Annotated in this window: 18 protein-coding genes; 6 read left to right on the top strand and 12 right to left on the bottom strand. The window is 44.3% G+C overall.

Annotated elements, in window-relative coordinates; all coding sequences use genetic code 11:
* The first annotated feature begins 215 nt into the window (after positions 1-215).
* Positions 216-641, top strand: coding sequence for an Ohr family peroxiredoxin (locus tag CVN76_RS11430; RefSeq protein ID WP_061144356.1), 426 nt, complete (start codon positions 216-218; stop codon positions 639-641).
* A gap of 59 nt (positions 642-700) precedes the next feature.
* Here the strand turns inward: CVN76_RS11430 and CVN76_RS11425 are convergent, their stop codons facing one another.
* Positions 701-1,138, bottom strand: a complete 438-nt coding sequence (locus tag CVN76_RS11425) for a MarR family winged helix-turn-helix transcriptional regulator (RefSeq protein WP_100531343.1) — start codon at positions 1,136-1,138, stop codon at positions 701-703.
* A 171-nt stretch (positions 1,139-1,309) separates the two neighbouring features.
* A complete protein-coding gene (locus CVN76_RS11420; RefSeq protein ID WP_061144358.1) occupies positions 1,310-1,567 on the bottom strand; it encodes a YqkE family protein in 258 nt (85 codons plus the stop codon).
* A gap of 132 nt (positions 1,568-1,699) precedes the next feature.
* Between CVN76_RS11420 and CVN76_RS11415 the strand changes: the two genes are divergently transcribed.
* A complete protein-coding gene (locus CVN76_RS11415) occupies positions 1,700-2,629 on the top strand; it encodes an alpha/beta hydrolase (protein WP_100531342.1) in 930 nt (309 codons plus the stop codon).
* A gap of 19 nt (positions 2,630-2,648) precedes the next feature.
* Here CVN76_RS11415 and CVN76_RS11410 read toward each other — a convergent pair whose 3' ends face one another.
* The 3 genes from CVN76_RS11410 to CVN76_RS11400 form a co-directional block, all read right to left on the bottom strand.
* A complete protein-coding gene (locus tag CVN76_RS11410; RefSeq protein ID WP_061144360.1) occupies positions 2,649-2,972 on the bottom strand; it encodes an iron-sulfur cluster biosynthesis family protein in 324 nt (107 codons plus the stop codon).
* Between the two features lie 153 nt (positions 2,973-3,125).
* Positions 3,126-3,461 carry a YolD-like family protein gene (locus tag CVN76_RS11405; RefSeq protein ID WP_100531341.1) on the bottom strand — a complete coding sequence of 112 codons (336 nt, stop codon included), beginning with the start codon at positions 3,459-3,461 and terminating at the stop codon, positions 3,126-3,128.
* A 29-nt stretch (positions 3,462-3,490) separates the two neighbouring features.
* Positions 3,491-4,753 (bottom strand): Y-family DNA polymerase, encoded by a 1,263-nt coding sequence (locus CVN76_RS11400; protein WP_100531340.1) that lies wholly within the window; start codon positions 4,751-4,753, stop codon positions 3,491-3,493.
* A gap of 423 nt (positions 4,754-5,176) precedes the next feature.
* Here CVN76_RS11400 and CVN76_RS11395 point away from each other — a divergent pair, with 423 nt between their 5' ends.
* Positions 5,177-5,836 (top strand): C40 family peptidase, encoded by a 660-nt coding sequence (locus tag CVN76_RS11395; RefSeq protein ID WP_100531339.1) that lies wholly within the window; start codon positions 5,177-5,179, stop codon positions 5,834-5,836.
* Between the two features lie 212 nt (positions 5,837-6,048).
* Here CVN76_RS11395 and CVN76_RS11390 read toward each other — a convergent pair whose 3' ends face one another.
* On the bottom strand, positions 6,049-6,573 hold the full coding sequence (locus CVN76_RS11390; RefSeq protein ID WP_100531338.1) for a hypothetical protein: 525 nt from the start codon (positions 6,571-6,573) through the stop codon (positions 6,049-6,051).
* A 211-nt stretch (positions 6,574-6,784) separates the two neighbouring features.
* Here CVN76_RS11390 and CVN76_RS11385 point away from each other — a divergent pair, with 211 nt between their 5' ends.
* The gene (locus CVN76_RS11385; protein WP_100531337.1) at positions 6,785-7,183 is read left to right on the top strand and encodes a GyrI-like domain-containing protein; all 399 of its coding nucleotides are present in this window, start codon (positions 6,785-6,787) and stop codon (positions 7,181-7,183) included.
* Positions 7,184-7,627: 444 nt separating this feature from the next.
* Here CVN76_RS11385 and CVN76_RS11380 read toward each other — a convergent pair whose 3' ends face one another.
* The gene (locus tag CVN76_RS11380) at positions 7,628-8,419 is read right to left on the bottom strand and encodes an SDR family NAD(P)-dependent oxidoreductase (RefSeq protein WP_100531336.1); all 792 of its coding nucleotides are present in this window, start codon (positions 8,417-8,419) and stop codon (positions 7,628-7,630) included.
* A gap of 24 nt (positions 8,420-8,443) precedes the next feature.
* Complete coding sequence (locus tag CVN76_RS11375) at positions 8,444-9,412, bottom strand: MBL fold metallo-hydrolase (RefSeq protein ID WP_100531335.1); 969 nt, start codon at positions 9,410-9,412, stop codon at positions 8,444-8,446.
* A 499-nt stretch (positions 9,413-9,911) separates the two neighbouring features.
* On the opposite strand from CVN76_RS11375, the gene proC reads away from it, so the two are divergent.
* Positions 9,912-10,757 (top strand): pyrroline-5-carboxylate reductase, encoded by an 846-nt coding sequence (proC, locus tag CVN76_RS11370; protein ID WP_100531588.1) that lies wholly within the window; start codon positions 9,912-9,914, stop codon positions 10,755-10,757.
* 104 nt (positions 10,758-10,861) lie between these two features.
* On the opposite strand, the gene CVN76_RS11365 is transcribed toward proC, so the two are convergent.
* Positions 10,862-11,293 carry a VOC family protein gene (locus CVN76_RS11365; protein WP_100531334.1) on the bottom strand — a complete coding sequence of 144 codons (432 nt, stop codon included), beginning with the start codon at positions 11,291-11,293 and terminating at the stop codon, positions 10,862-10,864.
* Positions 11,294-11,525: 232 nt separating this feature from the next.
* Here CVN76_RS11365 and CVN76_RS11360 point away from each other — a divergent pair, with 232 nt between their 5' ends.
* Positions 11,526-12,080, top strand: coding sequence for a MerR family transcriptional regulator (locus CVN76_RS11360; RefSeq protein WP_100531333.1), 555 nt, complete (start codon positions 11,526-11,528; stop codon positions 12,078-12,080).
* A gap of 98 nt (positions 12,081-12,178) precedes the next feature.
* Here the strand turns inward: CVN76_RS11360 and CVN76_RS11355 are convergent, their stop codons facing one another.
* Genes CVN76_RS11355 through CVN76_RS11345 form a run of 3 tightly spaced genes read right to left on the bottom strand, consistent with a single transcriptional unit; the run spans position 12,179 to position 15,007 of the window.
* Positions 12,179-12,973: an ABC transporter ATP-binding protein gene (locus CVN76_RS11355; protein ID WP_100531332.1), complete on the bottom strand. Its 795-nt coding sequence runs from the start codon at positions 12,971-12,973 to the stop codon at positions 12,179-12,181.
* Positions 12,948-13,979, bottom strand: a complete 1,032-nt coding sequence (locus CVN76_RS11350) for an ABC transporter permease (protein WP_100531331.1) — start codon at positions 13,977-13,979, stop codon at positions 12,948-12,950. Before CVN76_RS11350 ends, CVN76_RS11355 begins: the two co-directional genes overlap by 26 nt.
* Before the next feature lie 32 nt (positions 13,980-14,011).
* Positions 14,012-15,007, bottom strand: coding sequence for an ABC transporter substrate-binding protein (locus CVN76_RS11345; protein ID WP_100531330.1), 996 nt, complete (start codon positions 15,005-15,007; stop codon positions 14,012-14,014).
* Positions 15,008-15,177 lie beyond the last annotated feature (170 nt).

The raw sequence follows: 15,177 nt of genomic DNA, 5'->3' as shown, positions 1-15,177 counted from the left end.
ATCCACGTTTAACCAGCGGGAGGGGGCAGCCTGTTTCCGTTTGCTTTCGGATTGCCCGCCCTGCAGTGTCAACACGATTATTTTTTTCTAACATGCCCGGAAACGATGAGGTCACGCCCAGTCATTCAATCAATCTTTTTTATTGCCATCCCCAAATAGATGTTGTACAATTCAGTTGTACACAATTAAAAATACAAAAATCAAGGAGAATGACAATGACTAAAACATTATTCACTACATCTGTAACGGTTGACGGCGGAAGAGAAGGAACGGCCATTTCTGCAGATGGTAACTTTACGGTTGATATCGCGATGCCAGGAACACCGAGGGCCAAACAGATGCCTGAAGCATCCAATCCGGAGCAGCTTTTTGCTGCTGGGTATGCAGCATGCTTCGATAGTGCGTTGCAATCAGTCGGGAAAGTCGAACGTGTTTCATTCGCTTCAAAGGTCACTGCGAGCGTCAGTTTATTGATGGGTGAGATGCATCAGTACAGCTTGGCTGTCACTTTGGCTGTGAAAGGATCGGGCATCGATAAAGAGACGTTCGAAGCCCTTGTTCATAAAGCACATCAAATGTGTCCTTATTCAAAAGCAATCAATGGCAATGTCGACGTCGCCATTGAGATCGATGTAGATTAATGAATATCCACCAACAACAAAAACGCTTCGGGTGAAATCTCACCCAAAGCGTTTTTTCTTTAAAATTGCTGTAAAGTTTTCAGCAGATGCAACAACGAAGCTTTCAAATCTTCGACCACCCGCTTATCTTCGCCTGATATAGCTGAAATGCGATCGGGTATGAAGCAGGCCTCTGCCTGCAAGCCGCGTCCCTTTTCCGTCAGCAAAATCAGCACCGAACGCTCATCTTGGGTGGAACGTTCACGGACAATCAAATCATTCTGCTCCATTCGTTTCAACATCGGGGTAAGCGTTCCTGAATCAAGGGCAAGCAGCTCCCCTAATTTTTTGACCGTGAGTGTATCCTGTTCCCACAGCAGGAGAAGGACGAGATATTGAGGGTACGTCACTTCAAGTTTATCCAGCAGCGGTTTATATTTTTTCGTCATTTCCCTTGAGCTTGCATAAAGCAGGAAACATAATTGATTTTCAAGCACATTTTCCAGTTTTTGCATCATATCACCAGCTAGTCTTAGTCAGTCCGATTTTCACCCTTATCGGAACGTATCTTTACTATAATCGTTCTGCTTTATAAAATAAAGGACTATCCGGATGGATGAATGGCAGCTCTTTCCGTTTTAAATAATCCCGAAAATAGGAACAGCTCCATCCTTCACTCCGTTTTGTCTTTATTTATAATTCTTCCAGTTCAGATTGCTTTCGCCCAATAGCTCTTCGAATGATTTATTTTTCTCCCGCTGCTTTCTTTCTGCGCGTTTCTTTTCTTCTTCAGCGGCCTTTTTCTCAACTTCCGCCTCGTTCAGTTCTTTTTGCTTTTGACGAAGCTGGGACATGATATCCTGATTGAGCATATCGCCAAGTTTCAATGATGAATCTTTCTCTTGGTTTTTACTCGGATTTTGCTTGCGTGGCTGTTTCTTTTTCATCCTTAAAACCTCCTAGCCCTTATTATGACCTGATTATATCATGATTGCCGTTTTTCCCGTTACGGTTTTCAAACCGTGTTTTCCCACTTCCCTCATGGTAAAATAAAGAAAATCAAACGAGGGGGATCCTTCATGAAAAAATGGTGGCTTGCATTAGTTGGAATTCTAACTTATATCATCGGCGTAGGCCTTTATTTCTCCAATCGGATCATGTACATGAAAAAGAAGGAAGATGCTTTTATCCAAAATCGTGAAATCCTGGCCAAACGCCTGATCAGGGAGGATTTTGATAATCTGCCCAAAACGGAAATCTGGGTATCCTCACCCTCGGGCTATGCATTGAAATGCTTGTTTGTCGAACCGCATGAAACCAATCAGTGGGTTATCATTTCCCATGGTGTGACGGAAAATAAAGTCAATTCGATTAAGTATATGAATATTTTTCTTAAGCGGGGCTTTAATGCCATCATTTATGATCACCGTCGCCACGGGGATTCCGGCGGCAAGACGAGCAGCTATGGACATTATGAAAAGCTCGACCTGAAGGCCGTAATCGATGAATTGAAGCGGCGTAAAGGCCGCGATCTTACCATCGGCATTCACGGGGAGTCCATGGGGGCCGCAACCTTGCTTTTATATGCCGGGATGCTTGAAGATGGCGCTGACTTTTACATTGCCGACTGTCCATTTTCAACTTTCGAGGATCAGATTCAACATCAGCTCAAGGCGGAAATCCCCATTCCTTCATGGACCGTATTTCCGCTTGGACGTATGTTCATCAAACTCCGGGACGGATATTGGACCAATGAAGTGTCCCCGATCAAGTATATTAAAAACATCCGCAGCCCGGTGCTCTTCATTCACAGTGAAAAGGACACCTTCATTCCCGTTTCGATGACGATGGAATTATATGCAGCAAAAGAGGGCCCGAAGCAGCTGTACATCGCTAAAAAAGGGGCCCATGCTCAATCTTATAATGAGAATCCGCAAGAATATGAAGCTCAAATCGATCAGTTTCTAGAAACTTATCTGAAAAGGAGAAAGGAAACAGAGGGGATCTAATACTCCCTCTTTTCTTCATTTACATTTTGTTAAAAAAGCTCATTCTAGGATTCAAGATTTGATTCGGACTTTTCAACTGAAAACTGTTCGCTTCCGGCACAAAGTCTATTTTCATGCTTTCATCGAGAAAAATCATTTTTGATGTTTCCACGAATAGAGGGATACCGTTCGTTTCCACCTTTTCGGTCCCTTCCTCCGCTTCGTTGACCAGCCATAACGCGGTCACACCGCTTACAACGCAGCCGCAGCCATCCGTGTCATATTTCAACTGTAAATGTCCTTTTTGTCCCTCTAGCTTATCGGCTATTTTCCCTGCCGCTCTTTCCGTCCATTCAATATACATGTTACATGCCTCCCGGTGTCTTTGCCTGACCCCATTATAAACGATAAAAACGCTGCTGTTAACGAATCTGCCTGCTCCACTGATGTTCTTGGATTGCCGATTTGTTTTGCTTCAAGCGATTTGCCTCCCTCTAAAAGTGGCTGTCCCTCCGCATCAGCCTTCCATTATCCTCACATCCGCTATATCAGAAAGCTTGATATAGTGGGCCTGCTGGAAATGATCGACGATATGGAGTTTTTGGCTGAGTTCATTATAATAATGGATCCGGCCAATTAACAGCTGATACCGGTTTCCTTCATAATGAGCAATCGTGACATCCTTTCTCCCCTCCATCGCCTCCCCCATCACGGCATTCATTTCCTCCAGCTGCTGCTCATCAAGGGTGCGCTTCGTTTCATAACCATCCTCCCCCGCCCAATCCCGCAGCATTTTCACATGCTCCGGCAGCATCATCGATGTCCATTTGATACGGCCTCGATCACGAATCATCTTTTTCCTCTCCCTTCAAAATTCCAGCCTCACGCTTTATGTCCGCCAAGCAGCCTGCTTCGGTAAACGGCTGTACCCGCTTCTGTATACGAAACGGCACGCAATAACGCTTTCGATCCATATTTATGGCGAATTCGATCGACCGTGTAACTCAGCTCCCGCTTTTTCCAGCGCGACATATCAAATAAAGTCAGCTGCATCTCGTTATCGTCGACAATATTCGAGAGTGTGACCGCTATGCTCCGAACCGTTTTTTGCTTTGTATAGTTTTCACGGAAAAGCTCCAGGCAAACTTTATACAGCTCCATCGTAATGTTGGTCGGTTCGCTTATTGAACGGGAGCGCTGAAACCCTCCGCCAAATTCATCCTTGCTGTAACCAATGCCCAGGCTGACCGTCCTGCCTGCCTTGTGATGGGTGCGTGCCCTTCTTCCGACTTCTTCGCAAATCTCCAGCATCACCTGCTTGATTTCATGCTCTTCCTTGTAATCCCGCAGCAGAATCTGGCTTTTGCCAAAGCTCACCTGTCCCTCGATAATCGGTGCCCCCATCTCCGATAAATCTATTCCCCACGCATGGTGGTAAAGCTGATTGCCCATAATGCCGAACTTCGATTCAAGTAATTCAAGATCATAATTGGCCAGCTGCCCAACCGTAAATATCCCCATTCCATGAAGGGTTTTTTCCACACGCCTGCCGATGCCCCACATTTCACGAAGCGGGGAAATCGGCCAAAGCTTGTTTGGCACATCCTCATACTTCCATTCGGCAATCCCTTCATGCTTGGCTTCTAAATCCAAGCAAAGCTTAGCCATAAGCATGTTCGGACCAATTCCAATGGCACAGGGAAGCTGTAATTCCCTTTCGATTTCATCTCTTATTTTTCCGGCTATCATCCGGGCATCTCCCCATAAAGAAGCCGCCCCATCGACTTTCACAAAACTTTCATCCACGCTATATACATGAATCGCTTCTTTGGGCACATAACGGTTGAACAGCCGGGTGATTTCCGTCGAGACCCTTAAATAGGTTGCCATTTTCGGTTCAACGACGACAATCCTTGGATCATTCGGAATCTCAAACATCCGCGAACCCGTTTTGATGCCAAATTCCTTCTTCATCTTTGGGGAAGCAGCAAGCACGATGCTCCCCGTCCTCTGCAAATCACCAACCACCGCCAGATAACACTCAAGCGGATTCAACCCAAGCATGACCGCTGAACAGCTTGCATAAAAACTTTTCATATCGATACACATAATTGATTGTTCCGGCATCGTCCCATAATCCATCATCCATCATCCATTCACTCTAACAAGAATATATGTTCGCCTATATTATACTCATTACTTTAACCGAATATACGTTCTTGTTCAATGGAAGTTTTCAGCCAATTTTCTACTTTTTATTGCAATTTCCTCAAGAAAATATATTCATACTAATAATGGGTTAATATCAAATTTTTCCCTTTATATCCATATAGTTTTTTTATAATCAATCAATTCGCAGCTTGAATTATCGGAAATGAATCCAAATGCTTACTGACTCTTCTATATCACATTTAATTTCAATAGACTTTCGCCTAACATTTCATTAGGTATTTATATCTATTTTTTGTAATGTAATTGTAACTAAAAATATGTCTAATTGTCATAATGGTATTGTAGGATAATATTGTTAAGAACAATCGTGAGATAGATAGAGAGGAAATGAAAATAATGAAGAAATGGATCGCTTCAGCTGCTGTTGCTTCTGCCATGATGCTAACCCCACTGCAAGCCTTTGCTAATATTGGAGACCAAACCCTCAGACCCGGAATGACACATAGCGATGTCAAACAACTACAACAACTTTTAAAAACCAAAGGTTATTTCACATATTCAGGTTCACTGACTACATATTATGGAACCTATTCCACATCAGCAGTAAAAAAATTCCAAAAAGCTAAAGGGCTAACAGCCGACGGAATCGCCGGCCGAGGCACATTCAATGCACTTGGCGTTTATAAAGTCAATAATACAAGCATGATCAACTATGCAAAAACCTTGATGGGCAAACCGTACAAATGGGGCGGAACGACTCCTGCTGGATTCGATTGTTCCGGCTTCATCTATTACGTGTTCCAGAAGTCACAAGGAATCACCCTTCCGCGTACCACATCCTTGCTCTATTCCAATACAGGTTTAAAAGTATCGTCACCTTCTAAGGGGGATCTTGTATTCTTTGATACTTCTTCCGGAAGAACAGGTGTATCACATGTTGGCATCTATATCGGGAACGGCCAATTCATTCAGGCTTCGACTTCAAAAGGAGTAACCATTACGGATATGGATAATTCTTATTGGAAACCAAGGTATTTAGGTGCGAAAACTTTATAAACCCTATACGTCAAAGAACCGGCTAGATCTTCTGTCCGGCTCTTTTTTTGTTTAGGCCATTTCATTGTTCGAGAACGAACAAAAAAAGACCCCTGAAGGGTACTTTTAGGGGTGGATCGCAGTGAATGACAATGAACTCAGAAACCGTGAATCCACAATCCGTGATCTTCATAACCTCATTGACAAAGGAACCTGCCCCGGTTGCTCCTACACTATTTTAAATATAAGATCTCATCCGTTACATCCTCTACAGTCACCATGAAGGAAGAATCCATATTGGAACGATTCATCATTTCGATCGTGTACACATGCTCTGACGGCAGATGAGTGACTTCAAGAATGATGAATCGCTGACTCTCGGCTTCGCTGACATGCTCGAGGGCAGCAGTGACCGCCCGCTGCTCGGCTGCGCTTTTCTCGTCCGTCAGAACAAGAATCAGTTCCGCTTTCGCTTTCCCAGGAAATGTTTTCGTGACCCCGCCCCTGTGCCACGGCTTCACTTTCATCCCAACCTCCAACTCGGAATAATCGAGGTTCTTTCCATGTTGATCTTGAATATATGTATCATTGGTCACCTTATAGTACGTTCCTTTAATCAGGAGCCTTCTATCATCGAGATCTGTAATGAAGCCTTCTTCTCCCTTATCAATGTCCTCCTTGTTCCAATCGGAGGTTCGACAGCCCCCCAGCATGCAGACGACCAGCAAAAACATATAAAGGTTCACCATCTTCTTCATGAAAATCCCTCCTAAGAAATAGACGCAATTCACCATGATTTGGTTACCAATCGATTTAAAATAAATATCCCATCGCTAAAAAAGAGGATCAGCACCTCGTTTTTGTAAGGAAAATGGGATCTCGATACCTGATGATTCAGTCAGCAGAGGAAGGGAATTCACGTGCTTTTATAGAATTAGTACATAATAACTTTTGAAAGGAAGAAAACACATGAAATTAAAAGTCATAAACAGCATACGAACCAATAATTTTAATGACGAACGTTTGATGCAAAGGATTACGGAATTATGGCAGAAGGCTTCCGATCGTCTGGCCGATCAAAAGGGAATTACCTACGCTGTATATCATAAGTATGAAAGTGACTATAAAGGTGATTATTCATTAAGTATAACCGTTGAAGAGGATGATGGGGAACCTTCACTGGAAATTCCGAATAACGCAAAATATGAAATCTTCATCGTGGATACAACGGTAGAACATGGAGTCATCAACACCTGGAAAGAAATATGGGCGCGTGAGGATTCGGGTACATTGGATAGGGCATATTCATTTGATTTTGAAAAATATTACCCTAATGGAGAAATTGAAGTTTACATAGCATTAAGATAGTATGCATGCATGGATGAATGACGAAAAACGATCACACCAAAATAAGGTCTTCGATATAGCAGACAAACTCCGATCAAAATGGAGTTTGTCTGCTGTTTTTTAATTTTTACAGTTTGACCGTAACACTTCCCGCTTTGCTTAAAAACGAAAGTGGCGTCCCGATTGCTTACAGATTTGGAAGGCTTGTACTTTAATCATTCCTTTCCTCCCCAGGCACCCGCTTTTAAGCAGCGGTCCAGGAAAGTCTCCTCGGCGCTTTTGCGCCTATGGCGGGGTTTCCGTGACTCGCATTTGCTGCAGGAGTTTCATACCTTTCCCTTCCAATCCACGTGGAAATGAAGATGTATGAGGACCTTCTTATACATGCTTCAAAAAAAAGGCTTCGAAATGTTTCCATTTCAAAACCCTTTTGTCTGAACGCTTGGATATGGATCCGTACATGAATTATTTTTTAAAAAATGCTTTTTTTCCTAAAAATTCGGTGATTCCCGGAAACAGGGTATACCATTTCCCAGCAAAATCCATCCAGCCCGGGAGATTGATTTCCCTCTTATTCGTCAGCATCGCCGCGACGATTTTAGTCGCGACACGCTCAGGTTTAAGCATGAATTTTTCAACATTCTTTACATATGTACCCGATTCATCAGCAATGCCGAAGAAATTCGTTTCTATCGGCCCTGGGTTGACGGTGGTCACATAAACACGATCTTCCATGAGTTCTAGCCGGAGAGCATTTGAATAGCCGAGTACGGCGAATTTAGTCGAAGAATACAAAGTTGATTTAGGAGTGGCAATTTTAGCTGCCTGTGAAGCAATATTGATGATATGCCCTGATTTCCTCTGCTTCATATAGGGAAGGACTTGCTTTGTACAGGCCATTAATCCTATCACATTGACGGCAAACATCGCTTTCGTTTCGTCTATTCCCGTATCCTGCGCTTCTTTAAATGTCCCGAAGCCAGCGTTATTGACCAATACGTCCACTTCACCTATTTGCATATGAATGTCATGAAATACCGATGTGATTTGATCGGTATCTGACACGTCAAGCTTAAAGGCATATGCATCGATCCCATAACGAGTGATTAGCTCATTCTTTACCTGTTGTAATTTATCAAGGCTTCTCGCCAAAAGCACAAGACGGCCGCCTTGCTTTGCCGCTTCGATAGCCACTTCCTTGCCAATCCCTCCGGAAGCACCGGTGATCACGATTACTTTCCCTTGCAAGTTTTCCAAAAAGTTTCCCCTCCTTTTAGGCCATTAAGCGATTGAATAGAGAATGACCCCAGCTTGGATTTCCGTTTCGACTTCACCCAGATTTTCCAAATAGTCCAGCTGACCGATCGTTTCCGAAAGTGTAAGGCCCACTTCCTGAAGATATACTTTCGGAAACAACTGCTTACACACCTCAAAGACCGACAACGGCTTATCGGAAAGCATGCTTTTCACCTGCATCGCCCGATTATGCTGCCGCTCGAATCTATATTGAATCAGGTCGGCCACCGCATCGCCTTTCACTTCATCGCCATGTCCCGAGTAGACCATCGAAATGGAAAAGCCCAATATTTTCTGAAGTGAAGCATTATATTGCAGTAATGGCCGCGGCCTTATCCCCCCAGGAAGGATAGGCGGTTCCATCAGTGGATTAGGTGAAATCTTGGCAAGCAAGTGATCACCGGCAATCAAGACACCGTCACTTTCGCGATAAAAGGATAAATGACTTTGGGCGTGCCCTGGAGTCTCAATCGCTTTCCAGCCTGGAAGTCCAGGCAGTTCATCGCCCTCAGCCAAAAACCCCTGCAGCTTCCGTTCACTAAGGAAACGGATATCGTCGCGATGATGGATCAATTTATTTTGCAACTCTTCGGCGACTCCAAACTTCGAGGCATAATCAAGGAAGAAACGATTATGATTTTCAAGGAAATCATCACTTATGGCGAGCCAGCGCTGATTGTTTTTATGTCCATAGACCGGAATTTCCTTTGCAAAGAAGTCGAGTGCGCCGGCATGATCGGGGTGATGATGTGTCAAGATGATTTGTTCGATATCGCTCAACTCCAGACCCAAATCGGCAAGTCCTTGAGTCAACGCTTCTTTTGATCGTTTCGTTTTAACGCCCGTGTCAATGAGGGTTAATGCATCCCCCTTCACTACATAAACATTTACATCACCCACTGCAAACGGTGTGGGCAAAGCAATTTTTGCAATATCTCCATTCCAGTTCACCATAATCATTTCCACCTTAGAAATTATATTTATATAAATTTTTTTTTACATGAAACCAAATTCTTAGTACACATAACAAGTAAATCAATGTATAATTACCATTTTACATATATTTTTTAATACTGTCATTATTTTCACATAATTCATGTCTATTTTTTGACGTCGCTACATATATTATCATTGACAGAGTAACGATATATCCTTCATAATCACAAGTAATTAAAGACGGCATGGCTTTGATTAAGGCCAAGTAAATTTATTGATGGCGTAAAGAGAATGAAGCCCGGAATGTGCTGAAAGGCTTCATCGCCCTCTCATGATTGAACCTACCTTATGAGCCTTCAGGAAAACCTGACGTAAATCCCGCGTTAGAGGATGCGAGTGCAGCATTCCTGTTTATTTGGAACGCTGAACAAAGGTGGTACCACGGAAGCGAGACCTTTCGTCCTTTATTGGATGAGGGGTCTTTTTGTTTTTAGAAAGAAGAAAAGGAGCGGAAATTATGAAGAAAATCGCATTCATCGGCGCTGGATCGATGGCAGAAGCAATCATTTCGGGGCTGGTGACGCAACAGGTAATACAGCCTGCAAATATTTTCGTAACGAATAAAACAAATGATGACAGATTCAATTATTTAAAGGAACAGTATGAGGTGACTACCACAAGATCGCTGCAGGCCTTATTGCAGGACGCGGACCTTGTCGTCCTCGCAGTGAAACCGAAAGATATGTTAGAAACGATGCAATCAATAAAAGAATACATTCGTGAAGAAATGCTGTTCATTTCCGTAGTGGCCGGCGTTCACACATCTAGCTTGGAGGGAATCGCCAACAAGCAATTCTCCATCGTCCGAGCCATGCCCAATACATCGGCAACCGTAGGAAAGTCAGCAACGGCACTTGCCGCTAATGGCCATACGAAAGAGTCGCAATTACAAACGGCCATCACCCTGTTTGAAACGGTAGGAACGGTCGCAATCGTTGAAGAAATTCAGCTCGATGCGGTAACGGGCTTATCAGGCAGCGGTCCGGCTTATATTTATTACTTGGTCGAGGCACTGGAACGATCAGCCGAAACGATTGGTCTCGATTCGCAAACGGCGAAACAATTGATTCTTCAGACATTGTTGGGTGCGGCCGATATGTTGCAGAAGTCCCCTAAAACCCCTGCCATGCTCAGGAAGGAAGTAACCTCACCAGGCGGCACGACTGAAGCAGGTTTGAAACAGCTGCAAGCACACCAAGTGCAGGAAGCCTTCATTGCCTGTGTACAGGAAGCGACTGAGCAGTCAAAGCGAATGGGTGATCAAATAAGCAAAGAACTTGCAAAATATGTCGTCCCCCAGTAGGGCCGATGAGGATGAACTGTTGCCTCGCACCCCTATATTGGAGTGGCGAGGCAACAGCTTTTTTCACGATGCACGAATGCCTGCGCGTGCAATCTTTTAAACGCTCATTCTATGATCAGCATATCTTGGTCATCAAAACGCCAATCCTTCGAATACGCCACCTCCCAATAGTACCCATCAAGATCGGAAAAGTAGCCACTGTATCCTCCCCAAAACACCTCTTGAGGTGTTTTCTCGATTATCCCTCCTGCCTTTTCGGCCTTTTCCATCACCTCATTCACTTCTTCAACCGATTTGGCATTGTAAGCAAGCGTCATGCCCGAAAATCCACCCAGCTTCGGTGGCTCCAGCTCGTTGATATCTTTCGTTAACTCCTCTAAAGGGTACAAAGCAAGTTTCGTTCCCGCATTATTGAAAAAAACAATCGAAGGCGCATCCTCTTTAATCGATGTCTGAAATCCTAATCCATCCCGATAAAATGTTAAAGACTTACTCATATCCTTTACACCTAACGTAATAAGGTTAATCCTGTTCATGGTATTCCTCCTTTTTTTGGTTATGCAAGGGGTATTCGACATCAAAAGCAAATACCCTTTTTGAGAATGGGCCAGCCTGCCACCATCTCCTTAGGAAATTGCCTCATTGATTGATCCTTCATGCAAATTACGTAGGAAATCCACTTTCTTTGCCGAATGGATACAAGTTTTGTCAACTGTAAAGGAATTGCTTCTTCCTTATCGAATTCAACAACCAAAAGGGGGAATTTCGATGAATACAAGTGCAGTTGCCCGGTTACTGAATGTTTCCCATAGTACAATCCAACGTTGGGTTAGCCAATTGAACATGGAAGTAGAACGGAATCAGCTTGGCCACTACCAGTTTTCAGAGGAAGACATTGCCTTGTTAAGAAAAATCCAAAATCAGCTGAACGAGGGCATCATTCTCCAGAAGGTCAGCATATCAGAGAGTAAAATCAGAAAAGCAACCGTCCAAAAACACCCTGAAATGTCAAAAGAACATGAACAGCTGATGGAACGGGTCATCCGGCTTGAAAATGGTTTGAAAACAAAAGCGGATGATGTGGTATCCTATCAGCTTTTACAGCACAGAAGTGAAATGGAGGAAATGCACAAACTCGTTAAAAAGCTCGAAGCCCGAATCGAAGCGCTAGAAACGCCAACAGTCCCGCCATTTGAATACTTCCTTGCTGCTGAAGAAACCGCCGCCACCAAAAAAACGAAAAAAAGACCGTTCATGAAAATGATTTTCGGCAATGGCCGAAAGAGCGATTCGGCTTCATGGAGCACGGCAGACAGCGATTAAATTCATGATTGGCACAATGACGCCATTTCCATACCGGTCCATACATTGAAAAGGCCTGACCCAAGGTTCGCTTCACCATTGGGTCAGGCCTTTTCATCTTAGATTAAAACGGCACGGTCATTGATCATTTTCTCGCCTTTAATCCGCTGGAATTCGTTAAGCAGTTTTTCAACCGTAAGCTTCTGCTTATCAGCCCCTCTTGCCTCAAAGATGATTTGCCCTTTATCCATCATGATCAAGGAATTTCCGAGATCGATTGCCTGCTGCATATTATGAGTGACCATCAAGGTCGTCAACCGGTTTTTTTCGACGATTTCCTTCGTCAGATTTGTTACAAGCTCCGCCCTGGATGGGTCGAGAGCGGCTGTATGTTCATCAAGAAGCAGGATTTTCGGATCGGTGAAGGTCGCCATCAACAAGGATAAGGCCTGACGCTCCCCGCCTGATAATAATCCGACCTTGGCAGTCATGCGGTTTTCCAATCCTAAATGGAGGGTAGCCAAGCTTTCTTTAAATAGCTCCTTGCGTTTTTTGGTCACGCCGAAGCCTAGGCCTCTTCTATTGGTCCTGCCATAGGCAATGGCCATATTTTCTTCGATTGTCATATGCGGGGCCGTACCGAGCATCGGATCCTGAAACACACGGCCGATCATTTTGGCACGGGCATGCTCCTCGATCGCAGAAACGTTCTCTCCATCAATGAACACTTCACCGGCATCAGGAAGGATTTTACCGGAAATCATATTCATCAATGTCGATTTCCCGGCACCATTACTTCCGATGACCGTTACGAACTCTCCTTTTGTCATCTGCAATTCAAGATTCCCAAGGGCAAGCTTCTCGTCCGGTGTCCCTTCATTGAAGACCTTATAAATCTGATTTAACCGAAGCATATCCTTCCCCGCCTTTCGATAGAGTGCCTCCATGGCGCAATTGAATTTCCTTGAGACGCTTTTTCTTCCGGCTCTTTTCCTTTTGTTTATCGGAAATTTTCGGAATGACAAGTGCCCCGATCACAATTAGTGCCGTAATTAATTTAACATCACCTGTATCAAGGAATTTCACCCGAAGGGCCAAGGTGACGACGATGCGGTAAATGATCGCTCCACCGATCACGGCAAGCGTCGCACGGGCAATCGTTTTTGCACCAAACAACGCTTCGCCAATGATGACGGAGGCCAATCCGATGACGATGATACCAATTCCCATGCCAATATCGCTAAAGCCGTTATATTGGGCAACAAGAGATCCGGAGAAAGCAACAAGTGCATTGCCGATTGCAAGCCCCAGAATCTTCATGTTGCCGGTATGGGCGGAAAAACTGTTGACCATCGCTTCATTATCCCCCGTCGCCCGTAACGCAAGACCTATCTCCGTTTTCAAAAAAGCGGACATCCCCGCTTGAATGATTAACGCCATGATCAGCATGACGATCAAAACCGACCACGTTTTCGGCAGGCTGTCACCGAGGCCAACGATCGATAAAAGACCATTCAACATATTGTCCAACCCAGTGCCAGCAAAGGCATCCTGGATTTTCGTAATGATGGTAGTCTGGGACAGCAAAGGGATGTTGGAGGCCCCCATGATCCTTAAATTGATGGAGTAGAGGGCGATCATGATCAAGATACCTGCCAGGAGCGGATTGATCTTCCCCTTCGTATGAAGAAGCCCCGTTATGGCCCCAGCGATGAATCCGGCCAGCAGCGCACATAAGGTGGCCACGATCGGCGAGTATCCGTTAACGATCATAATGGCGGATACGGAGGCACCGGTCACAAAACTTCCTTCGACTGTCAGATCCGGGAAGTCGAGGATCCTGAATGTTAAATAGACACCAAGTGCCATAATCGCGTAAATCATTCCCGACTCAAAAGAATTGAATAAGGCTGTAGGCATATTCTTCTTCCTTCCCCGAACAAAAGCAGCGTTTATTTTACAAACTCAGCATCTGCTTTCCATTCTTCTTTTATTTCAACACCCATTTCTTTTGCTGCCTTTTCATTGATGACCAACTTCAGTTTTTGTGGATATTGAACCGGGATATCTCCAGGCTTTTTGCCATCCTTCAAGATTTCAACCGCTTTTTGCCCAGCTTCATAGCCAATATCGAAGTAGCTGAAGCCATAGGCTGCGAAGCCGCCGGCATTGACGGAATCAAGCTCGCCAACGAACAGCGGGATATCTTCGTCATTCGCAACCGAAATGACCGATTCAAGTGCCGAGACTACCGTATTATCGGTAATGATATAAAAAGCATCCGCTTTCCCGATTAATGATTCCGTTGCCTGCTTAACCTCCGCTGAAGTCGAAACCGACGCTTCCACGACTTTCAATCCCGCTTTCTTCGCCTCTTCTTTCACGTTTTTGATCTGGACGACCGAATTTTGCTCCCCTGTATTATAAACGGTACCAACTGTCTTCGCTCCAAGTTCTTCCGCAAGGAATTTCATGGATTTGGCAATCGCTTCCGGATGTGAATCCGTCGTCCCTGTCACATTCCCGCCTGGTTTGTCCAAAGAGGTAACCAGCTTCGCCGCCACAGGGTCTGTAACCGATGTAAACACGATCGGTATATCCTTTGTCGCATTTAAAGCGCTTAGGGCACTTGGAGTTGAATTGGCAAAAATCAAATCGACTTTATCGCCAACAAAGTTAGTGGCAATCGTCTGATTGTTGTTTTGATCGCCCTGGGCAACTTGAAGATCATATTTGGCCTTGACGTCACTGTCCTTCAACGCGGCCTTGAATCCTTCATATGCCTGATCCAGTGAGTCATGCTGAACGATTTGGGTCACCCCGATGTTGTAGGTATCCGCTTTGCTTCCTTCCTTGGCCGTATCTTTATCCTTATCACTCCCGCACCCGGCCAATGCCAATCCTGCTACTAAAGTCATAGCTAATGTCGAATATAATTTCTTTTTCATGGTTTCCCCCCGCTTTTTACTTATTTAAGATCATGCCTTTCCAATCTTGTCAGCTTTTTCGCGTTTATGTCCTAAATTATAATCGTTTAGTCCCAATTATTCCAATGTATTTTTTAACTTTTTAGAATTTTTGGAGTTATCAGATGTCTTGCGCCAAAAAAGCTGCCGTG

The sequence above is a fragment of the Bacillus sp. mrc49 genome, assembly GCF_002803435.1.
Note: the sequence above shows the minus strand (reverse complement) of the source record. Positions and strands in the feature narration are given on the sequence as shown.